Origin of the sequence: Rhodovulum sp. P5 (genome assembly GCF_002079305.1) — a bacterium.
Classification (GTDB): Bacteria; Pseudomonadota; Alphaproteobacteria; order Rhodobacterales; family Rhodobacteraceae; genus Rhodovulum.
In genome coordinates, this window is sequence record NZ_CP015039.1 from 3,687,615 (window position 1) to 3,710,163 (window position 22,549).

11 protein-coding genes are annotated in these 22,549 nt (G+C 69.6%); all 11 read right to left on the bottom strand.

The window, feature by feature from the left end; all coding sequences use genetic code 11:
* Positions 1-84 precede the first annotated feature (84 nt).
* Positions 85-1,473, bottom strand: a complete 1,389-nt coding sequence (locus RGUI_RS17495; protein WP_172841182.1) for a hypothetical protein — start codon at positions 1,471-1,473, stop codon at positions 85-87.
* On the bottom strand, positions 1,449-2,201 hold the full coding sequence (locus RGUI_RS17500; RefSeq protein ID WP_081535308.1) for a hypothetical protein: 753 nt from the start codon (positions 2,199-2,201) through the stop codon (positions 1,449-1,451). The genes RGUI_RS17495 and RGUI_RS17500 overlap by 25 nt, the downstream gene beginning before the upstream one ends.
* Before the next feature lie 23 nt (positions 2,202-2,224).
* Positions 2,225-9,247: an annexin gene (locus RGUI_RS17505; RefSeq protein ID WP_081535310.1), complete on the bottom strand. Its 7,023-nt coding sequence runs from the start codon at positions 9,245-9,247 to the stop codon at positions 2,225-2,227.
* A gap of 66 nt (positions 9,248-9,313) precedes the next feature.
* Positions 9,314-10,795: an ATP-binding protein gene (locus RGUI_RS17510; protein ID WP_081535312.1), complete on the bottom strand. Its 1,482-nt coding sequence runs from the start codon at positions 10,793-10,795 to the stop codon at positions 9,314-9,316.
* Positions 10,714-11,328: a hypothetical protein gene (locus RGUI_RS17515; RefSeq protein ID WP_081535314.1), complete on the bottom strand. Its 615-nt coding sequence runs from the start codon at positions 11,326-11,328 to the stop codon at positions 10,714-10,716. Before RGUI_RS17515 ends, RGUI_RS17510 begins: the two co-directional genes overlap by 82 nt.
* Complete coding sequence (locus tag RGUI_RS17520) at positions 11,321-12,868, bottom strand: hypothetical protein (RefSeq protein ID WP_081535316.1); 1,548 nt, start codon at positions 12,866-12,868, stop codon at positions 11,321-11,323. Before RGUI_RS17520 ends, RGUI_RS17515 begins: the two co-directional genes overlap by 8 nt.
* 3 nt (positions 12,869-12,871) lie before the next feature.
* Positions 12,872-13,771, bottom strand: a complete 900-nt coding sequence (locus RGUI_RS17525) for a glycosyltransferase family 2 protein (protein WP_081535318.1) — start codon at positions 13,769-13,771, stop codon at positions 12,872-12,874.
* Positions 13,771-15,381, bottom strand: coding sequence for a hypothetical protein (locus tag RGUI_RS17530; protein ID WP_081535320.1), 1,611 nt, complete (start codon positions 15,379-15,381; stop codon positions 13,771-13,773). Before RGUI_RS17530 ends, RGUI_RS17525 begins: the two co-directional genes overlap by 1 nt.
* A 65-nt stretch (positions 15,382-15,446) precedes the next feature.
* Entirely contained in the window at positions 15,447-18,044 is a 2,598-nt protein-coding gene (locus tag RGUI_RS21930; RefSeq protein WP_081535322.1) for a hypothetical protein, read from the bottom strand.
* A 16-nt stretch (positions 18,045-18,060) separates the two neighbouring features.
* Entirely contained in the window at positions 18,061-20,181 is a 2,121-nt protein-coding gene (locus tag RGUI_RS17540; RefSeq protein WP_156883019.1) for a phage tail protein, read from the bottom strand.
* On the bottom strand, positions 20,174-22,549 hold the full coding sequence (locus RGUI_RS17545) for a putative baseplate assembly protein (RefSeq protein WP_081535326.1): 2,376 nt from the start codon (positions 22,547-22,549) through the stop codon (positions 20,174-20,176). The genes RGUI_RS17540 and RGUI_RS17545 overlap by 8 nt, the downstream gene beginning before the upstream one ends.

A 22,549-nucleotide genomic window follows, 5' to 3' on the forward strand; every position in this document is an offset into this window, starting at 1 on the left:
TGCTCCAGGAAACCGGGGCCGGGCCCTGCCGGGTACCCAAAGCATATAGCGCAGGCTGGGCTGCGTCACTTCACATTGCGATGGTCAGGTCCGGTCCCCGGGCGACATGGCCAGATCGAGCGCCGGGCGCAGACAGGCGGGTTGGTCCGGTCTGGCCTGTCTGCGGGCGGCCAGATGGCCGCGTGGATCGGTGCCCATATGCACGGGGCTGTCCCCCTCCATCGCCCATTCGCCCGCAGCGTTTGCTGGCGCAAGGCCCCAGGGGCCGGTCAGGAAACCGGGCGGGGCCCTGTCGCCGATCCCCCAGGGGTGGGGCCAGCCGCCGGGGCCGCGCATCGCGGCCTCCCACTCCTCGGCGGTGGGAAGGCGCAGGGTCTTGCCAAGCTTGTCCGACAAGGCCGACAGGCGTTCAAGCGCCCGGTCGAAGGGGAGGGCGGAGTCATCGGCGGTGACGGAGATGGCGAAAGGTGCCTCCGGCGTCCAGCGCTGCAAGGGGGCCGCATGGTGCACGCGGCCCTCGGGCGGCTTTTCATGGCCGATCCAGTGGGGCTCTGCCGCGATCCGGTGGAAGACAAGCGTGTCGCTCTCACCGCGGGGGACCGGCACGATCTCTGGCGGGGGCAGGGTCAGGGCGTCGAGGAACGCGCTGTCGCGGCTGTCCGACGGTTGCCCCAGCAGCGCGCGCCAGAACCGGTTTCGCGGCGTGTCGGTATCGCCCGGGCGCCCGCCCGAAAGGGTTTCTAGCGTCAGGCCGCGGATCGCCTTCAGCCGCGCCATGCCCGCCCGGTCCAGCCCCGGAACGGCGATATCCGCCTGCTTGACGGCTTTCCCAAGGTCGGTCCCGCCATCCCGCGCCGCCCCGATCATCGCGGTCGCGGCCAGTTCCGGATCGGGGTCGCGCAGGGCGTCCGCCAACACCAGCTTGGCGCCGGCGGGCCGGTCGGCCATCATCTGGCGCAGCGTCGCCCGCCGCAGCACGGGGGGCAGGGCGGCAAAGGCGGTCCGCCCCATCGCGGCCGGTTCGGGCGGCGACAGGCGCGCGGCGGCCAGGCGGCCGATATGCCGAACGTCCTGCGGCAACTCCTCGGCGGCCTCTTGGGCCGCTTCGGCCAGCCCGTTCAGCCCCAGCACCTCTGCCGCGATCAGACCACGCAGGCGGGTGGCCGGGTCGGTATCGGCGATCCAGCGCGCGACGTCGTGCGCATCTGCGCGGGGCAGAACATCCTCAGGCGGCAGCCTGTCGCCCTCGATCTGCCGAAGGTCTACCGCGGGGTTGTAGGAATAGGACAACAGCGCGCCCCCCGTCCCGAACTCGAACACCGCGGTCTCCGGCTCTCCGGGGCGCAGCGGCGGGCGAAGGCCACGGGTCGGCGCCTCCTGCCAGCCCGCACCCTCCAGCGCGTCCCGAACCCCGGCAAAGCTGAGACCGGGGGCAAGAACCGCCCGCGTCACGGGATCTGGCCGCGTAGCCATGCGACAAGGCCATCGGGCGCGTCGCCGCCGATCACGCAATGGACCGCGCGGGCCGACCACAGGAATTCGGGCCACGAACTCCAGTCCGAGGCGAGCTTCAGCGGGAAGGTCTTTACCCACGCCTCCCATGCCGGTTGCGCCACCTCGGGGTTGGCGCCGTCGCGGACGCAGCGGAACAGGTGCAGCAGGATACGCTCGTCATTCTGGCCGAACGGTTGGCCTGCGTCGGGCGGTGCATCCCCGGGGTCCGCAGGCAGGACGGGCTTCAGACCCTCCGTCCGGCCATGGGCCAGCGCAGCCCATGCGGTGCGCAGCGCGAATTTCTCCGACAGCGGCTCCCGCGCCAAAAGGCGGTCGATCAGCACATCGGGATCGCCCGGCGGCGCATCGGCCAGCCCCGCCGCGGCCAGATCGTGCAGGGCCAGCGCGCCAAGGTTGATCGCACTGTCCCGCGCAAGCCCGGGGTCGGAGGCGTCCGACACCGCCGCCACCCGCGGCAGCACGAAGGACAGGAAGGCCGCCATCGCGTCGGGCTTTTCCAGCAGCGCCCCGTGGGTCAGTGCCCCGGCCGCCCCCCAAAGTTCCGGGCCGGAGCGGACCTCGTCCGGCGCGCGCTTGTCCAGTTGCCCGAAATACCAAAGGAACAGGTTTTGCGTGGCGGCCGGGTCCTGTTCGGACTCCGCGCGCAGTTCGGGCCAAGAGGCGGCAATATGGACGTCGTCGGACACCAGACCTTCCTTTCATCCCCAGACTAGTTGCGCGTCTGCAAAATGACCACGCGGCTCATCATCTCGTCGGCGCGGTCGCCATAGGCGGCACGCAGGGCATCTATCAACTGTTGCTCCACGGCCGCCTTGTCGCCCGCAAGATCGGACAGATCCACGATCAGGTTCAGCGGCGCATGACTGCCCGACGCGGTGGTCAAGGGCGTGTCGAGCCGGCCGCGCAGCCCCTGCACCAGCGCGTCGACATCCCCGCCCGCCACATCGCCGGCGTCCACCGGGACCACGTCGAAGAACCGGTCGCCGGCAGGCGTCGCGCCGCGGGCCATGTAGCGCGCGCCATCGACATCGCTGGGCACCAACCGCTCTGCGTCGATATCGCCACGGGCGCGGAACCCGTCCAGACCGCGGACCGCGGCCTCGGCGTCGCGGAAGACATCGGGCGGGATATCATCGACAAGGTCTTCGAAATGGCGCGGGGCCCGGATATCGGGCCGCGCCCCCCGCAGCGCCAGATGGGCAAGGTAGTCGCGCATCCGCCCCCAATGCCGCCGCAGCCGGTTGAAGGCAGACCCGCTGCCCCGCTGGCCGATCATCGTCCCCGGGCTGCGCCGGATCAGGGGCTGAAGGCTGAGATCCTGCAAGGCGGCAAGCGCGTGGCGATAGCTGTCGACCGTGAAGGGCTGGCCCAGCGCCTCTGACAATTGCGCGGCCATGCGCCGGTCGATCTCTGCGGCCATCGCGTCGTTGAAATCCCGCCCGCGCTGGGCGATCCCCTCTGGCCCAAGTTCCTGGATCTGGGCGGGGGTGAGTTCGGGGAAGTCCTCCGCGACGCGGGCATGGGCCTGCCGGACCATGCTGTCGCTGGGTCTGAGCGCGTCGTCCAGAAGTGCCAGGTTGTTGTCCAGATTGCCCGAGGTCTGGCGGGTCCCGAACAGGATCGCGGTGAAATCCTCGAACGAGACATAGTTGCCCTCGCCATAGTTCTTGGCCTCCACCAGCCGGAAGACCGGCCGCCCGTCGGCATCGAGGATCAGTTCCACACTGTCCAGCCCGGTGCCGTCCGCCCGCTGCACATCGAAGGTCGCCAGCACGCGGTTGTCGGCCCGGCCGACCATTTGCGATGCCAGTTCCCCCGCTTCGCCTTTCGCACCCGTCGCGGTGCCCCGTTCGCGCCAGGACATCTCTGTCAGGTCGCGGGCGCGGATCGGGCGGGTTTCGTCCTGTACCCGCAGGCGGCGCTCTACCCCGTTTTCGGTCCGGGTCACCTCCACCTGCCGGACGCGGCGTTGCACCCGAACCTCGCCCCGGCCGGTGACCTTGAAGGCGGGCGTGTTGCCCCGCGCGACGAACTCGGTCGGCGGGGTGTGGGGGACGGTCTTGCCGGTGGCCACGTCCACCAACCGCCCGCGCCGCATCTCCAGCGTCACGTCGACCTCGGCCCCGTCGACCACCTGACGGGTCTGGATCTGCGCATCGCGGGGCAGGGTGACAGAGCGTTCGACAAAGTCCTCGTCGCCGATCCGCTGCACCCGGTCGGTGTTTTCGTTGAAGTCCCTGCGCCCCGACAGCCCGCTGTCGGTCACTTCCGTCCTTGTGGGCGCCGCGTCGGCGGCGTCGGCTGTTGCGTCGGCCACCAGATTGTCGCCATCCTTCTGGAACAGGCGCGGCGGCTGGTCTAGGAAATCCGGCGGATCGCGCAGACCCCGCGACATCGCGATCCGGTCAAGCGGGCCGATATCGGCGACCTCGCGCGCACGCTGGGTCAGGTTGCGCAGGTTGACCTCGGCCAGGTCCAACTGGCGTTGCAGCCCGCGGGCCTGTGCCGGATCGGCATTGCGGGCGATGTCGTCGCGCAGGCCCGCGATCAGCCGGTTCTGCGCGTCGATCTCCAGATCGATCTTGATCGTGTAAAGCTCCAGCTGGTCGGCCAGGCCCATGCTGTCCCAGTCCTGCAGGCGGCCTTCGTCCAGCCGGCGGGCAAGGCGGCCCAGATCGGGGTCGGCGATCTGTTGCAGGTGGATCCCTTCCTCGCGCAGGGCGCCGGGCGGGGCGCCGTCGCGCAGGATGATCCGCGGCTCGCCATTTTCGATGATGGTGACGGCCGAGGCGCTGTCAGACCGCGTGAAGGCGCGGAAATCGGCCTCTGACATGACCTCGATCGGCACATCGGCAAACTGGCGGCGCTGGGCGGGCGGGATGCCCGACAGCAACTCGCCCCGCAATTCGCGCTGAATGCCGGCATCGCGGCTTTCGGCGGCCAGACGGTCGCGCACCTGATCGTCGTATTGGCGCAGGAAACTGCGCATGTCCGCATCGGGGTTTTCCGCCTTGTGGGCACGCCACGCCGCCACCCGGTCGGCGGGGGTGCCGCGATGGGCAAGGATATCGCCGGTGCGCGGCGTGGGCGGGTCGACATGGGGCATCGAGAACCCGCCAAGGCTGCCCATTCCCCCCGACACCACCGCGCCCATGCCGGTTTCCATCAGCGTGCCGCCGATGATGTTGGTGAACGGGTTGCCCTGTTCCCAGTTGCGGTCGTTCAGCATGTTGCCCGCAAGGGCCGAGGGCAGCGACCCGGCCACGCCCTCGACCATTTCCGACATGCCATGGGCGAACATGCGCTGGGTGCGGGAACTGGCCACTGCCATCCGCGACAGGGTGGAGGCCAGCCGCGTGCCCCCCAGCCGCCCGACCCGGCCACCCTGGCTGGTGGCGACCCGCAACAGGGCATTGCCCATCCCGAAGGTGGCATAGGCGGCCACGGCGTCCACGATGCCCACCACGGCATCCACGGCCATTTCGTCGGCGCCATAGGCCGCGCCCTTCAGGCCCGCCTTGACCGACATGCTCATCGCTGCGGCGGCCAGCGCCCCCAGAACCGCGCCCGCGACGCCGCCGGTCAGGATCGTGACCGTGATCGCGGCCGCAAGCGACAGGGTGGTGGCCACCGCATCGGTGACCGCATCGACCTGCGCGCGATAGCTGTCCACGCCGGCCTCGACCCCGGTGCCGCGAGCCTGGAACTGTTGCAGGGCGCGGCGGCGTTCCACCGGGTCGGCGTCGGGGTCGTTGATCAGCGCGTACTGGTTGCGCATCCGGTCCAGCCGCGCCTGCATCACGTCGCGCTGCACCCCCTGCACGGGAGAGTTCTGCAATTCCCACTGCACGCGCAGTTCGGCCTGCCGCAGTTCCTCCTCGGCATTCTCGGGGACGCCGCGCAGGCGCAGGCTCATGTCCTGATAGTCGCGCCCGTCCAGTTCGTCGCGGGCGATCTCCTGCACGGTCGGGCGGCCCATGCGGGCCAGTTCGCGGTTGATCTCGGCGATCTCGGCGGCGGTGCGCCCGGCCATCGCGCGCTCGAACTCCGCCTCGTCGGTGCCCACGCCGCGGGTGGCATAGTCGATCCGCTGGGCGGGGCTGAGATAGCCGCCCTGTTGGGTCAGCGTCCGGGCCCGTTCCCGGTCGGTCCCGGACATGTTGAAGGTGATCATGGTCTGCAGACCACCGGACCCCCAGCGCGAGTATTTGCTGTCGTAACGCGCCTCCAGCGCCGCCATGTTTTCAGAGGCACCGACGCGGGCCTCCTGCTCCAGCTCCCGTTGCAGGGCGCGTTCGGCATTGGCTAGCTGGTAGGGATCCCAGCCCTCCCGCTGCGCGCGGTCGCGCAGGGCCTGCCGCCGGCGCTCGGTCGCGGGGTCGCGCTCCACGGCGTCCAGCGCGCGGGCGTACTGGTTTTCCAGTACCCCGTTGACGACGTCGTCATCGGTGTAAAAGCCCAGCCGTTCCCGCTCCAGCCGGGCGGCGTCGGCGGCGACAAGGTCATTGTCTGCCAGCGCATTGGCAAGGTCGAGGTCGGGGCCGCTCAACTCGTCCGCATAGGCGGCGCGCAGGGCGCTTTCCTGATCGTTCGGGTCGCCATAGCGGTCGTCGTAGGACGCCTCGACCTCCTGATTGCGGCGCAGAACCTCGGCCTCCATCTCGGCCTGGGTCATGCGGCGCATCTGCCCGGTGTCAGGGTCGCGGATCTGCTGTGACGACACGTCGTTGCGGATGTCGGAATAGACGCTTTCGATCTGGTCCTCGTCGGTGCCCCAGCCAAGGATGCCGCCATGCATGGCCTGATCCAGCGCGATGGCGTCGGCCCGGGCCGTGTCGCCGGCCAGAAGCGCCTCGGCACGCTCCTGATCGTGGTCGTCCATCTCGGCGTCGAGTTCGGCCTCCAGATCGACGCCGTATTGCCGGCGGTATTCCTCCACGATGCGGGCGCGTTGTTCGGCGGTCTTGCCGCGCAGCATCCGCATGATCGTGTCCTCGTCGGTGCCGATCCCCGACATCGCCTCGTTCAGGGCGCCGACGGTTTCCATCACCGGGTCGCCGTCCAGCGCGGCGCGGGCACGGATCAGGGCGTTGTCCTCGTCCAGTTCCGAGGCAAGGTCGCTGTCGAGATTGCGCCCGTAATCGGCGTTGTAGTTGCCGCGGACGGCCCGGCCCTGCACCGGCGTCAGGCCGGAGAGGTTGTTGTAGATCTGGTCCTCATCGGTGCCCCAGCCGGTGACGCCGCCGAACATCGCGTCGTAAAGCTGGCTGGAAATCCGCTCGGCGCTGAAGCCCGACCGCTGCGCCCTCCCGATCTGTTCCAACTGCGCCCATTCGCTCAGCGGCTTGCCGGTGACCTCGGATTTCATCGCCTCGATCAGCGGGGTTTTCTGTTCCCCGGCAAGGCGGTGACGCAGGCCCGCGGCCACCGCGCCGATGGTGTCGCGGTTGGCGGGGGGCGAGGCATAATAGGCGCGGATCACCGCCTGCTGTTCCTCGGTCAGGCGGGCAAAGGCGGCGTTGGTTTCAAGGTTCACCGTCTCGCCCTGGGATTGGACAAAGGCGTTCAGCGTCATCATGTTGCCGACGGTGGCATCGCGCGCCTCGCCCGCGCGGACCTCGGCCCAGACCTCGGCCTCGCTCTCGGCCTGCTGTGACCAGTCGCTGAAGAGCGCCCACAACCGGTCCCACCAGCTTTCTTCCTCGCCCTTCTGCGTCTCGGCCCATGTGCGCACCATTTCCGATGCCTCAAGCGCCGCTGCGGTGGTGTCGCCGCGGAAATCGCCCTCTTCGGTCGTGGCGACGCCCTTCAGCCGCGTGACCTCGGTGTTCAATTCGCGCTTCACGCGGTTCAGCCAGATCGTCGTGCGGCCCTGGTCGAGGGCCTGCGTGGCCGACGCCTCCTCTGCCGCGATGGCGCGCCGGTCCTCGGTCGCCGTGGCGTCATAGGCGCGGACCTGCGCGGCCTTGGCCCGGTCAAGCGCGCCGTGAAACCGGGTCTTGGCGCGGGTGTAGTCGGCCTTCAGCACACCTGCGCGGCGGTTGATCTGGCGGATCTGGTCATTGGCGCGACGGTCGATCACCTCGGGGCTGGCCTCGCCTTCGGCCGCGCTCATCACCGCGGTGGTGTGTTCGTTCTGGGCGGTTTCCGCGGCCTCCACCTCGGCCACCTCGTCGGCGCTGTCCTGCTCGGCGGCCTCGGCCTCCTCGGTTCCGGCGGCGGCGATGTCGGCCTCGGCCTCTCCGGCGGCGCCTTCGACCTCGGTCCGGCGGCGTTCGATCGCGGCGTCAAGATCCTCGGCGGCGACGCCTGCATCGGCGGCGATCATCCGAAGCGCGTTCGACAGCGCCTCGGTCAGACCGTTCAGCCGGTCATTGCCGATTTCGGGATAGGCCTGCGGCAGGACCCGATTGGGATAGGCCTCGTTGCGGGCGGCGGTCACGATGGGGGTGGCCTGCTGGCGCGGGTTGACCATCAGCCGCGCGATGACCTCTCGCATCACATTGCCCAGCATCGGCGGCAGCGGCTCGCGGGGTTCGGGCGGTTCGTCGGTGATCGTGGCGCCTTCGGCGGTGCCGGGCGGCACCTCGGGCGCGGGCGTCTCGGCCTCGTTTTCGATATCGCCGACATGGTCTTCGCCTGCGTCCGACGGGGTTTCGGGGCCGGCGGCGCTCTCGGGCGTCTCGGGTGCGGCCGCCGGTTCCTCTGTCTCGACGGGCGGAGGGCGGCGCGGGGCGGCGCCGGGCACCAGGGGCTGCGTGCCGCGGGGAGAGGCCTCCAGATCGGGCAGGGTGGCCGGGGTCAGGTCCCGTCCGGCGGTGTCCTCGACCCGCTGGTTGGCCTCCGGCACCGGGTCGGGCGGCGGGTCGGGCAGGGGCTCCTCCGTCTCGGGCGGGGGGCTGACGGCGGCCTCGGCCTCTCGCGTGATCGCCTCGCGCCGCTGGGTGCGCGTGCCGCGAAGGGAGGCGCCCTCACGCCGCACCGCCGCGCCACCGCCCCCGGCGGTCGGCAGTTCCGGTGTCTCGATGGCCTGGGTGCCGGCGGTGACCCGCGCCCGCCAGGCCTGAATCTGCGGCCCCGGTTCCAGCGTGACGCCGCCCGTGTCGTCGGCCGGGGCCTGCGCGGGCGCGGCGCCGGTACCGGTCTCGGTCGGCGCGGGCCCGGCGGCCTGTGCGCCCTCGGCCGTGTCGGTCTGAGGCTCTGCCTGAGCCGCGGTTTCGGCCGCCTGCTGCGTTTCCCCCTCGGCCGCGGTCTGTGCCGCGTCCGGCGGGGTGGTCCCCTCGGTCGTCGCGGGTTCGGGCGGCGCTTCCGGGGCAGGGCGTTCGGCCGCGGCGCGGGCCTCTTCCGTCTCGGCCTCGGGTGGTTCGGTCCGGGCGGTTTCGGGCGGCGCAGCGGCGTGTTCCGTGTCCTCCGCCGTTTCCGCTGACTGGGGGGGCTGTTCGGCGGCCTCGGCTTCCGCCGTCTGCGTCTCCGGTTCTTCCGAAGCTGTCTCAGCCGGGGGCGGAGCGGTTTCCGCCTCCCCGGTCTCCATCTCTCGCTGTGCCGCTTCGGCGCGATCCAGCGCCATGGCCGCCGCACGGTTGGCCCGCAGGCGGGCAAGCAAGGCCTCGGTCGCGCGATTGCCCAGCCCCAGAGGCGGCGCCGGCACCCGCTCCGGGCGCTGCGCTTCTTGCCCCTCGATTTGGGCCTCTGCCGGTGTGCGGGTCTGGTCCGTCTGGGTCTCTGCCGCCATCCGGCCCGCGGCGCGGCTGCGCCTGCGGGGCGGGGGCGCGGCTGGGCGGTGGTCGGCGGCATCCCCTCAGCCCCCGTTGCGCGCGGGCCGCAATTGCAGGAACGCCTCGCCGAAATCGGCGCGGGTCAGCGGGCGGCCGGTCTTTTCATATTCCTGCGCCACGGCCATCAGGCAGTGCCGGGTCTCGATCCGCTCTGCCCCGTCCTCGGCCGCAAGGAACGCCGCGGTGACAAGGCAATTGCGGATCGACCCGCCCGACAGTTCGAACTGACGCCCCAGCCGGTCGGCATCGATCTCCGCCCCGGCGGCCGGGGGCAGCAGACGCTGCCACAGCGCACTGCGAAGGCCCGCATCGGGCATCGGGAATTCGACGGTCAGATCGATGCGCCGGGTGAACGCCTCGTCGATGTTCTGGGGATAGTTGGAGGCGAGGAAGACGATGCCGCGATGGATTTCCAGTCGCTGCAGCAGATAGGATGTCTCGATATTGGCATAGCGGTCATGGGCGTCCGATACCTCGGACCGTTTGCCGAACAGCGCATCGCATTCGTCGAAGAACAGGCAGGCATTCCCGGCCTCGGCGGCGCTGAAGATCTGTTCAAGCTGCTTCTCGGTCTCGCCTATATACTTGCTGACCGTGGCCGACAGATCGACCCGGTAAAGCGGCAGACCCAGATCGCGGGCGACCACCCCGGCGCTGAGCGTCTTGCCCGCCCCCGACGGGCCGGAGAACAGCGCCGTCACCCCGCGATTGGGGGCGAGCTTTTCGCCGAAGCCCCATTGGTCATATACCGTGCGGGCGTGGCGTGCGCGCTGTACGATCGACCGCAACAGACGCATCTGCCGGGGCGGCAGCACCAGATCGTCCCAGTCATGGCGGCAGTCGATGGCGGTGGCGAAGCGGTCCAGCAGCGTGGTGGAGTGGGCAAGGCAAGCCTTGGCGACTGCGTCGGCCCCCTGGCAGCGGGTGTCCGCCGCGACGCGCAGGATATCGGCGGCTGACAGGCGAAACTGGTGGGCCATGCGGTCGGCGGTGACCTCGTCCCCCGGCCCAAGCCCATAACGCCAAAGGGTCTGCGCGCGGTCATGGCCGAGCGCCGGGATTGCAAAGGTCGGCCAGTTCAGCGCCAGCCGCCGGTCGGCGGTCAGCGCGATGGGGATCTGTGCAGCCTCAAGCGTTCCGATCAGGGTGGCAAGGTCGATCCGGTCGGCGTCGGTCACGATCAGGGCCGTGGCACCCAGCGTCGCCTCCCGCAGGCCAAGGCGCATCAACGCGCCCGCCCGGCCCGCCTGCGCCAGACGCGCGCCGTCAAGGATCAGCGCCTCGCCCAGAACGGCCCGAGCGATCAGCGCGCGGCCATGACCCGTGCCGCCGGTCAGGATCAGCCGCTTTGGGGCGTCTTCGGTCAGGTCGCCGGGAAAGGCGGTGCCGGGGGCAAGCGCGTGCAGGGGCGCCTTGGGCAGGGTCAGGCGAAAGCCCTCCAGCGCCGGGTCGGGCCCGGGCGGGGTGCGTCGCCCAGAAGCCAGCGCACCACCTGCGGCTGCCATTGCAGGGGCCGGTCGGGCAGGGGGCGGTCGCCGTCCTGGTCGCAGATCAGGGCAAGGGCGCAAAGCGGCCCATCGGGGGCCAGCAACTCGGCCAAGGGCAGGCCCGGATCCCCGGCCAGTTCCGCCAGAAGCCCCGCGGTTGGCAGCCGCGCCCCGGCATGATCGTTCAGCCAGGCAAAAAGGGTGCCCCAGCGCGCGTCCGTTTCGCCCAACAGCATCAGCGCGGCCCAGCCGGCAAATCCGGGGGGCAGGGCCGCGAGGGTCAGCAGACGGCCAATGGGCAGATCGTCCAGCGCGGCCGTGGGCAGTGGGTCAAGCGGGCCTTCGACACCGTCTGGCGTGGCGGGCGCGGCAAGGCTTTGCGCCAGCCTTTCGGCCTCGGCACTCGGGACATAGCCCAGACCGATCTCGGCACCGGCACGGGTGCGTTCGGCAATCAGGTCGGCGATCCGCCGGGCAAAGACATGCTGCGCCGCGGCCAGCCAGCCTGCGGTGTCGGGGAAGAACCGAAGGTCCGGGCGCGCGTCATCCATTGGCGATCTCCACGATCAAGTGCCGCCCCTCAAGGCTTTGCGGCTGGCCCTGCTCCCCCAGCCGTCCGCCCATCCGCAGCAATAGGCCCAGCGGCACGGCGTCCAGCCGCACGGTCACGGCGCCCGGTTCAAGGACCAGCGTTCCGGACTGGTGAAAGAACTGACGGGCGAGATAACCAAGGCTCGACCCCGGCATGCCGCGCAGCCCCTCTGCATAAAGATCGGCGGCGGCGCGCAGGGCGGGCAGTTCCGGCCCGGTTCCGTGGCTGTCCGCGTCCTTGCGCAGGGTTTCGGGGGCAAGGCCGAGGGCGGTGGCTTCGGGCCAGTCGGGCTTGGGCAGCAACTCGGGCAGCGCGTTTTCCGGCAGGCCCGACAAGTGCCGCAAGCCGGGATCGAACCGCGCCAGAAGCGCGGGCTTGCGCCCAACAGACGCGGCCAGCAGGGTTTGCAGGCCCAGCGGGCCAAGCCGTGGGGCAAGGCCCAGACGGTCGATGGCCGGAAGCAGCAGCGCGGCCCCGGCATAGGCGCTGCGCAGGCGTTCCGCGGTGGGCTGCGGCATTACCGGTTCGGTCGTGGCGGGCTGCCCCAGCGCCATCGTGGCGAGGGCGCGCAGCGCGGCGGGGCCGGTGTCTGCCTCGAGGTTTTGGCGCAACCAGTCCCGCGGGGCCGCAAGATCCTCCGGCAGGTCTGCAAGGGTTGCACGCAGGCGCCCCAAATCGGGCGCAGGCTGTCGCAGCGCCGCTTTCAACTCTGGCCGCAGCGCCATGAGCGCCGACAGATGCCCAAGCTGCAGCGCGGGCCGGGCCGCGACCTCCACCGGGATCCGGGCCGGGCCGGTTGTCAGCGCGATCAGCCAGCCGAACGCCATGCGCGCGCGTCCCGCACGCGTTCCGGCCTCGACCGGCGGCGGGGTGACGGGGCCGATGCGCGCAAGGTGATCGGGCGAGACGAGCGCCCCGGGGTCGGGGGGCGCCCCGGTCCATGCGTGCCAGAGCGTGACGACATCCGCCGCGGTGCATTTGGCGATCACCTGCTGGATCGTGCCCCCCGCCGATAGCAGGGCCATGACCTCCCCCACATGCTGCGGCGTATGGCTCAGCACCGCGGAAATCGCGCGGCCGGCGGGCAGGTCGGCGACATGGCGGAAATCGGTCCAGTACCAGCGCAAATCGGCGGTGCCGCCTGCCATGTCGCTGACCCATGCGGCCAGCCGCGCGGGTTCAGAGGGGAAGCGCATGACCTCCTCCGGCCCGCCCTCCGCCTGCAAGCGGTAGATCGCGCGCAGGATGGCCTCGGCCCAGCAGCGCGCGGTGGCGCTGTCGTCCAGCCGCCCGATATCAAGCCAGAGCGACAGCCGCAGCCGCCGGATGCAGATCGCGGGGCCGTCGGCGCCGGTTTCCTGTTCTGTCGTCAGGGTGTCGAGGGCTTCGCCCAGCAGCTCACCCACCACCCGGTCCAGCCGCCTTGCCAGCAGGGTTCGCCGCTCGGGCGTGCCTGCAAGCCGATAGCGTGTGGTCATGTGGTCGATGACCGCGGTCATGGCTTAGAACCCGATGCCGAAACGGGTTAGGAACCAGTCGAGATCGCGCACCCGGGCGCGCTGCATCTCCTCCCGCTTTGACCAAAGCCCGTCGGTCAGCGCCCGTGCAAGGCATTTCTCTGCGCCGGGGCAGCGGATGATGCGGGCCAGGATCCGCTCCAGCCGTGCCTCGTCGAAATGCAGCATCGCAAGGCGCAGGTGGTTGTAAAGGATCAGCGCCGGGTCGACGTCATAGGGCCGCGAGGTGCGGAACAGGTGATAGACAAGGCTTTGCGGGGCGGCGTGCACCTCGTAGCCCATCAGCCACATCCGCAGGCAAATCTCGATATCCTCCGACCCCCAGCGGGTCATGCCGGGATCGAAGCCCCCCAAGGCGGCGAAGGCATCCGCCCGGACCGCCTGACAGGCGCCGATATGGAACGGCACGGGGCCGCGGGTGCCGGCGGGCAGCCAGACATTGCCAAGGCCCTCGTCCTCCCATGTGATGCCGCAGGCGACAAGGCGATGGTCGCGGATCGAGGTGAAGGCCGGACCGCTGAGCCCAACGGCTTCATCGGCAAGGGGCGCAACCAGCGGGGCAAGCCAACCGTCGGGCACGTAGCAATGACCGTCGAGAAACACGATCGCCTCGCCCTCTGCCACGGCGGCCCCGGCATTGCGGGCGCGGGCGATGCCCTCGCCGGGCCCGTGGATCACCCGCACCTGCGGATCGTCGGCAAAGCGCGCGGCGGTGCGCTGGGGCGCCCCGTCGGTGGAGCCGTCATCGACCACGATCACCTGCGGGTCGAGCGGCCCGGAATGCGCGCGGACCGAGGCCACCGTGTCGATCAGGTTCTCTCCTTCGCTCAGCGCCGGGATCACCACGCTGACCGAGGGCAGGCCGAGGGCGCGTGCGCCATCCATCAGGGGCCACCCCGCCGTGTCCGGTTGCGCGCCTCGGCCTGCAATTCGGCAACGCGGACCTCTGACATGCCCAGGGTTTCTGAAAGGGTTTCGCTACTCGCGCCGATGAAATCGGTCAGGTTGGTGATCCCGATCTCGGCCAGTCGGCCGCTGCGGCTTGGCCCGATATCGGTCAGGTCGGTCACGGCCATGTCGCGGCCGGCCGCGGGGTCGAACTCCGTCATCATCGGGCCGGGGTCAAACGGGTCCCCGGGGTTCACGAACTCGCTGAACGGGTTCATGTCGGTAAAGAAGGACGGCCCCCCGGTGAAGAAAGACGGTCCGGTAAAGACCGATGGACCGGTGAAGAAGGATGGCCCGCCCGTGAAGAACGAGGGTTGCGAGAACAAGGTGAATTCGCTGGGTTGGGTGAAGATGGTCGGTGCCGTGGCCCGTGTGAATTGCGTGGGCGGTGTCGGCGTCGGTGTCGGGCTTGGCGGCGGGGTCGAGGGGGCAGGCACGCCGCACTGGCAGGCATGGCGCCGGGCCTGCAGCCACATGGGCAGCAGTTGCCGCCGGTCCCGGAATTCGTCGATCCCGAGGATTCCGGTGCGCCCGACCTCGATCGTGGCGATGACCACGCAGTCCCCGTCAGAGGGCGGAACCGGCAAAAGGCTGTCGGTGCAGACCAGTGCTTCGACCTCGTCGCATCCGGGCGGGGCATTGCCCGCGGGCAGATCGCACAGGATCTTCAGCCTGTAACTTTCGCAGACCCGGGAAAACCGGTCCTCCGCATTCGGCTCCCTGCAGGCCTCTGGCACCGCCGGGCGCGGGGCGGCCAACTGGTCGAAGGGGCAAAGGGCAAGATAGACCTCGCCCATGACCGGGCTGGAGGGCGCGAGACCCAGAAGGAAGACCGCGTTGCCGTCGGCATTTATCTCCACGCTCTGGATGCCGGCGCCGGTCAGCCTCAGCGATTGCGGCACCATCGGGTCGACGGTCTGCATCAGGGTATCGACGATGTTCCCGGCGGCATCGCGCGCGGTGACGGTGGCCGGTTTCGCCGTGTGGGCGACGATAACCGTGATCTCGTCCATCGGGTCGGCAAGTTGAATGAGGCCGCTGACCCCCAGCAGCAGTGCCGTGAACTGATCCAGGGCCATTATGCGCGTCTGATCGTCTGCGCCGGGCACATCCGTCTGAATGGTGGCCCAGCCGACATCGCGCGGGTTGGCGTCGACTTCCGGGTGACCCGGATCGGCGAAATTGACCGGGGCGGGCAGGTCTTCCGGAAAGCCGGTATCGGTCAGGTCGCCGGGATTGGGGCAGGGGCCGGGGATGCCCAGGCAGGCGCGCGCCTCGGGGCAGATGTCATAGGGGGCCGCACCCGCGGGCACGGCGATCTCGGCCCCCGTGGGGGCGATGGCAAATCCGGCGCCCACCTGCACCGCCCAGGGCTGCCCCGCCACCGGGCTGACCGGCAGGCCCGACAGGACGCCCCAGCCGATGGCATGCCGGTTGAACCGGCGGCGGCTGTCGCGCATCCAGTCGACCAGCGCATTGAGGTCTTCGGCGCGCAGGTTCTGGCGGTCGAAAAAGAGCGGGCGGATAAGGGTGTCATCGTCTGCCATGGCTCTGTCCCTTTGCTTGCGGCGCTGGTCGGCCTGCCGGGCACGGCGGCCGGACGCCCGAAATGTCAACCACGCGGCACCGCGAACCAGCTTTCGAAGCTGCCGCCCTCCAGCCGGTTGCCGCTGGGCCGTCGTGGCACGGCGCCGAAGATGTGGTTCCCGTCCACCGCGAATTCGCCCTTTTCGTCCCGGACGAAGTCGCTGCGGAACAGGATGCGGAAGAGGCCCACGCCCAGTTCCTGCACCCAGCCCTGGAACGTGTCGCCGCCGGCCAGTCGCACGGCCTGGGTAATCGGGTCGGCCGTGGCGGTGACGGCGGTGATGCGGCCGCCGGCGTCGATCGCGTCGATCTGGCAGGGTTCGCAGGTCAGGCCCGGTGGGATCACGTCATAGGTGCAGCCGCCGGGGCCGGTGATCCGTGCGAACAGGCGGAAGACCTCGCTGTCGGACAGGATCTTGGGGTTGCCGCGGACGCTGTCGAACAGGACAGGGGCGCTGAAGGCGATCACCAGCCCGGTCTTGTTGAAATCGTCGAGGAAGGCGCCGACGCTGTTCCACGGGCTGTCGTCATGCACCCAGGAAAGGTTGGTGATGCGCACCAGATTGTCGTTCAGGCCGTCCGCCGGCGGGCCCTCTGGCCCTTCCGGCCCTTCTGGTCCCTCGGGTCCTTCCGGCCCCTCCGGTCCTTCGGGGCCCTCTGGCCCTTCTGGTCCTTCCGGGCCTTCCTGACCCTCGGGGCCCGGCATGCCGGCCGGGCCGCGCGGGCCGGGGCGGCCCTGGGCGAAACCCTGTTCCAGCATGCAGCGGACGACCTCGACAATGGTGTTCGACGAGGGCACCAGACGGCGATGGGTCAGGTTGTCGATGATCGCGTCGGTCCCTTCGGTGCCGATGCCCGGATCCTGCATCAGCATGCCCGGCACATAGCCCGGCAGATGGGCCAGCGTGACGCAGTGATCCCCGTCATCACCACAGGCCGGGCAGGGGCCGATTATCTCGTCGAAGATCGTGCCGCAGTCGTTTTCGGTGATGTCGATGACCGCGACCAGCGCGCGGCTGGGTTGCGCCGGGCTTGCATCGTTGGCGGCGGCGTAAAGCCGGTTCAGCACCGGGGCGAGGCGCAGGAACCGGGCCTCTCCGGCGATGGCCTGCCGCGTGCCCAGTGGATTGGCGCGCTCGGGCGCGGACACATCCGCGATGGCATCGACGGACAGGGTGACGACAGAGGCATGGCCCTCTTCATCGCTTTCCAGCGCATAGGCCCAGCGTTCCCCCGGTGCCAGCGTCAGATCCAGCGCCTCTGCCGCCCACGCGCCGCCGCGCCCGTCCGGCCGGATCGAGAAGACGCCGCCGGGGTCGAGCAACTGGAACCGGTCCAGATGCGCGGTTTCCGCATCCGCCTGCGACAGGACATAGACATATTCCCCGTCGAACGACACCGACAGCGCCACCGGCCTGCCGTCGATCTTGACCGGCACGGTGATTTCGTCGCCCGGCTCACCCCCCGCATCGCCGGAGAACAGCCGCGAGATGTCGAAGATGCGCAGCCGCCGGTCGTCGTCGTCCGCATCGACATCCAGCAGGAACAGCATCTGGCCGCTGGCGCTGACCTGTATCACGTTCGCGCCGCGGGTTGCCGGGGTGTCGGGGCTGGTCGCATGGCCCAGATCGAACCGGCGCTGACCGGCCGGCACGCCCACGCCGCCGTCCGAAATCCAGTTCTGGATATCGGCCTCGCGCCAGGCGAGGATTTCGCCGTCATCGAGGCTCCAGACAAACAGGGTGCCGTCCTCGCTGACCGCCAGCCGCAGGCCCCAGCCCAGGCTGATGACCGGCGCATCGGGATCGGCGCTGCGGATATCGGCCTCCCGGTAGACGGCGATGCCGTCGTCGTCCTCGACCCCGGTGCCGACCACGTAGATCAGATCGCCCCGCGGCGAGACGGCGATGTCGCGCACCGACTTGCCGGTCTCGAACGCGGTGATCAGATCATGGGTCGTGGCGTCGTAGACGAAAACCCGCGCGCCGCCATCGCTTGAGGTCACGGCGACATAGACCTGCCCGTTTTCTTCATCCACCGCGGTGGCGGTGACCCGCTGGTCATGCAGGATCAGCGTCTGCACCCAGTCAAGCCGCGCGTCGGTCGGTTGCTGCACCGGGGGCACCGTGTCCGACCGCGCGACATGCAGCGCGATCTTCCAGCCCTCGCGGATGCGGTTGAAGGCGTCGTTGTCGTCGGCGCAACTGCAATCGGGCAGGATGACCGGCACCTTTTCATCGCCGGCTTCGTCATAACAGATCGAAAGGAACAGGTCCTCGTCATGGGCGTCGTCGAAGGTGATGCCCTGGGCCTCGATCTCGGCGGTGATGTCGATCACCGTGGGTTCCGTTACCACGATTTCCCGCCCGCAGCAGTCCAGGGCAAGACCCGGTTCCAGCACGACATAGCGGCGGCGGCATTCCTCGTTCGGATGGGCGGTGACCGACAAGCCGCAGACCGTGCCCGTGCCGTGCAGATAGGCGTTGTGCAGGCGGTCCTTGCCGACAAGGTAGGCCTGTTCTTGCTGGAAATCCCTTTCGGTCAGCAGCTTCCCGTTGAAATACGTGTTCCGGCGGAAGGTCTGAAGCCCGCAGGGGATGCAAGAAGTGTCGAAGGCCGGCATGTCGAAGTCTCCTTCCTTAATGGGTCTGCGAGACCAGTCGGGTGGTCCCGACCCGGGCGGCATTTGCGGATGCCGGGGCGGTGATGGCGGTCTGGCCCAGGCGGGTTTCGCCAAGGGGCGCAGAGGGGATATCCCCCAAAAGCGTATCGACCCCGATCATCGACTGGCACCCGATCCTAAGGCCCGGGCGCACCACGATCAGGCGCCAGTCGGTATGGGCCGGGCGATAGGCATCGATCAGGCGCACCAGCGTGTCGCGCGCGTCGTCGTCTGGGATCGCGGCCTCGGGCACGATCACGGTAAAGCGGTGGGCGGTGTCGCCCCCGACGGCCGGCAGCGTCACCGGCACGCCGCCGATGCGCAGCGTCCCACCCGGCAGGTCTGTGTCGTCCGCGATCAGGCGGCGCTGGGCATAGCCGCGCAGCCGAAAGTCTTCCAGCAGGGCAGGCATCGGATCGTCCAGCCCCAGATGCAGCCGGATCAGCGCGGTCAGCCCGGCCCGCGTGCCCCGCGCCCGGTGCAGGCGCATCGCGTTGGCCAGAAACGCGCGGCGCGTGGCGTCGTCCCAGCTTGCGATCACCTCGATATCGAACCACGACAGCAGCCATGCAAGGAAGGCGCCCTCGGGCGCACCGCGAGGGGACAATTCCGCCGCGAAACGGGTGAAGTCGGTGGCGATTTCATCGAAGATCGTGTCGAAGTAGCTGAGGAACCGGTCGAGGAAATCGCGACTGATGGCATCTTCGTGGAACGGCGCGGGCAGAAAGCGCAGGCTGGACCGGCGCGGCCCAAGGATGTCGATCGCGTGAAGCGCGGGGCTGCCGGTGCCGTCGCCGATCAGGCGCAGCCGCACCCACAGATAGCGGCCCGGCGGGGACTGGATCAGCGCCTCTTTCGGGCTGTCTGCCTTCAGCACGGCGCGGCGCGACCACGCCTGTTCGGGCAGCACCTCGATCCGTTCGGGTTCCAGCGGGACCGCATCGGTATAGGTCTGGATGTCGAGGGCATCGGCCGTGCCGAGGGTGCAATCGAACAGCATCCGGTGCCATGCGAAATTGAACGTCTCGCCGTCGAGCGGCCCGATCATCAGCGTCCCGTCGCGAAAGCGTTGCGCCTGCCGCGGCCGGTAGATCAGGGTTGGCCCTTGGGGTAACCGGCCGCGCCGGTCGACGGTGACGCCCAACAGGTCCCGGCCCAGCTCGGGGCAGGGGGCGCCCGGGGCGAAAAGCGTGCCGTCGCGTTCCTGCACGGGCGGCGGCCAGACGCCTGCCTGCCAGATATCGCGGGTGTCGGGGGCAACGATGGTGGTTGCCCGGCCCAGATGGTCGAGGCGTGACAGCCGCCCGACACCCGTTTCCGGGTCGCTGTCGATCACCAGAACCGTGCCGTCCGTGCCAATCACCAGATGCCGGGGCCGCCAAAGCTGCCCGGCGCCGCCGGGCCAGTCGTCCCGCCGCCAAAGCCGGTCGAACCGCAGAACCTGCCCCCCGGCCATGTCGGCAACAAGAATGCGCCCGCGGTCATCCACGGCCACGTCCCACGGCCGCCCGGACAGGCGGATTTCATGGCGCAGCGCCACCCGCGGCCAGGTGTAGACGAGGATCCGGCCCGGCCGGTCTTCGTCGCCCTCGTCGGTCACGATCAGGTCGCCGTCGCGGGTGAAGGCCAGCCCCCGGGGGCGGATCAGCTGAAAGGGACCGGGCGGGGGGACGTGGGACGGCAAAGCGCAGTCGTCTTCGGTGGCCGCGGGCGCTGCGGTTTCCCAAAGCGGCGCGAAGCCCAAGGGCGGTGTGGTATCCTCCGGTGGGCAGTCGCAGCCTGCGGGGCAGGGGGGTGCCTCAGGCATCGGCGGCGGGAAAAGGCCGGGATGGGGCGTGCGCAGGATCCGCCCGCCCTGCGGGTCGGCCACCAGAACGCCGCCCTCGGGGTCAAGCGCCACGCCGGTCGGCAGGGTCAGCCCGCCCAGGCTGCCCGACGGGTCGGTCAGGGGATCGGCCCGGTCCGCCCCCGGCGTGCCCAGCACCAGCGCCCCGGTAATCGGGTCCTCGACCACGTTCTCGCTCAGCCGGTCCTCGAACGACCAGCCGGTCGCGGGATCGACGCGCAGGAAGGCGGGGAGTCTGGGAACCTCAGTCACCACGCGGATACCTCACCGTCAGCTTGGCTACCGTGCCGGGCAGATGCACCAGCGTGCCCTCGGGCACCGTCAGCCGGTCAAGGCAGGCGTCGGCGGGGTCATCCGCGGTTCCGATGCTGAGGGATGGCACACGCAGGACCCCCTCTTGCGCCAGAAGCCGGTCAAAGACGTTGCCCGTGTAGATATCGCCGCCGATGGGCCATCCGGGGCCCTTGCCGGTCGTCTCATCGGGATATCCGCCATCCAGCGGGTGAAAATACTGCGCCAGCGCGGCAAGGCAGCGGTCCTGCACGGCCTTGAGATCCTCATCGGGGCGGACAAGGATCTCGGCCTCCAGCGTGTTGATGTCGAGGTATCGCGGGCCGGTCACGTAAAGCTCTGTCGTGATCAGGCGGCGTTCGTTCAGATAGGCGCAGATCAGGCGCAGCTGGTCCTCGCTCGGCTGCGGTTTCGGGTCGGCATTGTTGGGCAGCACCACGACCGTGACCGCGCCGGCGCTGTTGGGCAGGTGCGTCGGCGGGTCGGTGGCGTGATCCAGCGCGACCAGCGGCAGGGCGAAGGCCGATTTCAGATCGACCCCGGGGGTGCGCAGCGCCAGATCGGCGAAGTCATCGGCCGACACCGCCCGATCGCGGGTGCGCAACTGCTGTGGCGCGCGCAGCTTTGCCTGATCCAGCGTTTCGGCATCCGATCCGCCGCTGGCATCGCGGTGGTTGGTCACCTTTTCCACCCTCGGCAGCGCGGTTTTCAGCGAGGTGATGGTGCCCGCCGCGACATTGCCCGCCGCGCCGCCGCCCACGCGATAGCCGCTGGCGATGATCCGCGTGCCGGCAACCGGGATCCGGCCGTTCACCCCGTCGCCGAAGGTGATCGTGCCGGTTTCGGGGTCCAGCAGGTAGCGGTTGGTGTCGCGACCGGCGCCGAAGAAATCCTCGCCGCGCTCCCATGTCTCGCTGCGGGTGCCGGAGGCGTCGACAAGATCGATGGTGATGTCCGGCGTATCCGTGGCGGGATCGATCAGGATCGGGGCGCGCTTGGTCTTGAAGCTCTGGTTCGGTCGTCCCGCGCTTGTGCCCAGCGTTTCGTTCGTGCGCGTTGTGGCCGCCGTGGCGCGCACGGTGTTCAGGCGGATCGCGCTGATTTCCGGCGCCCGGTCCCGCGCCGTGGTCAGCCGTGCCCGCAGCCAGATCAGCCCATAGGTCACCGGCGGCGCGGAATAGCCCAGATCGGTCCATGCGTCGCTTTCCACCGCGGCAAAGTCCAGCTCATCGGGAAGCGCCTTGATCGCCCCGGCCAGCGCAATGGGGTCGGCAAGGTCCGGGTCGGGCAGGCCAAGCTGATCCTTCCATATGTCGGGGGCAAGATCGGCGGGGATGAACACCTCGTTCTCGATATCTTCGGCCAGTTCGATATTCTCGCCCGGCGGTTTGGACAGCCCCAGGTCTTTCCAGTGCTCCCGCGACAGGGCCGTGAAGGGCACCGCCGACAGCCCCGCCGGCATGTCGAGGTAGAGATGCCCGCTGCGGGCAAGCCCCGCGGTATCGTCCCCGCGCAGCGTCAGTTCCTTCCATGCCGACGACGTGTCCATATCGGTGGCCGGGTCCGTGCCGTCATAGACCTCCCACACCAGGTCGGCGCCGCCTTCGGTCACCTGCCAGGGGAACAGGCAGGTCATGCCGAAGGGGCCCTCGATCTCCTCCCCATCGGCATCGGTATCATAGACTTCGGGGACGAATACGGTGACGTCCAGTTCACCCTCGGGGAAGCGGTCGAGGAAATAGTTCTGCTTGTCGTCGCGATAGGGGCGCAACAGCAGCCCCACGCGCATTTCCGCCGCCGCGGTGGCATCGCCGAAGGGCCGGAAAGGTTGGGTGAGCAGCAATTCGGCGCTGTCTTCGTGATAGCTGCCCACCAGCGCGCGGTCGCCCGCAACCGCGCCGGGCACGGTGATCGCGGCCACCGCCGCGTTGATCGCGCGAAGCGAGCTGTCGGTCTCGAAACTGATCGGGCTTGCAAGGTCGGGGTCGTCCACGCCCACGGTGACGTTCTTCGGGATCAGCACGGTCAGCGGATCCTGCGCCTTGTCCAGCTTGGCCAGCGTAAAGGTCAACTCCGCCGTCGCCGCGCGGGCCGGTGCGGGCTGTGTGCCGATCAGGTTCAGGAAATTGACATAGGCCAGATCCGGCAGGCGGTTCATCCGCCATAAAAGCGTTTCGGTCAGCCAGGCATGCAGCTGGACCAGCGTCATGCCCGGATCGCTTTCGTTGAAATTGGTCCAGTCGCCGGTATAGGTGGGGATCCGCGCACGGGCCTCTTCGACGAGGCTCCGGTAGTCGCGGTCGTCGAGTTTCGGCGGTGGCAGCGTCAT

Bases quoted from the DNA above. Each gene is read 5' to 3' on its own strand.
- RGUI_RS17495 (WP_172841182.1), bottom strand. From the start codon at position 1,473: ATGGCTACGCGGCCAGATCCCGTGACGCGGGCGGTTCTTGCCCCCGGT.
- RGUI_RS17505 (WP_081535310.1), bottom strand. From the start codon at position 9,247: ATGGCGGCAGAGACCCAGACGGACCAGACCCGCACACCGGCAGAGGCC.
- RGUI_RS17510 (WP_081535312.1), bottom strand. From the start codon at position 10,795: ATGGCAGCCGCAGGTGGTGCGCTGGCTTCTGGGCGACGCACCCCGCCC.
- RGUI_RS17515 (WP_081535314.1), bottom strand. From the start codon at position 11,328: ATGGATGACGCGCGCCCGGACCTTCGGTTCTTCCCCGACACCGCAGGC.
- RGUI_RS17520 (WP_081535316.1), bottom strand. From the start codon at position 12,868: ATGACCGCGGTCATCGACCACATGACCACACGCTATCGGCTTGCAGGC.
- RGUI_RS17525 (WP_081535318.1), bottom strand. From the start codon at position 13,771: ATGGATGGCGCACGCGCCCTCGGCCTGCCCTCGGTCAGCGTGGTGATC.
- RGUI_RS17530 (WP_081535320.1), bottom strand. From the start codon at position 15,381: ATGGCAGACGATGACACCCTTATCCGCCCGCTCTTTTTCGACCGCCAG.
- RGUI_RS21930 (WP_081535322.1), bottom strand. From the start codon at position 18,044: ATGCCGGCCTTCGACACTTCTTGCATCCCCTGCGGGCTTCAGACCTTC.
- RGUI_RS17545 (WP_081535326.1), bottom strand. From the start codon at position 22,549: ATGACGCTGCCACCGCCGAAACTCGACGACCGCGACTACCGGAGCCTC.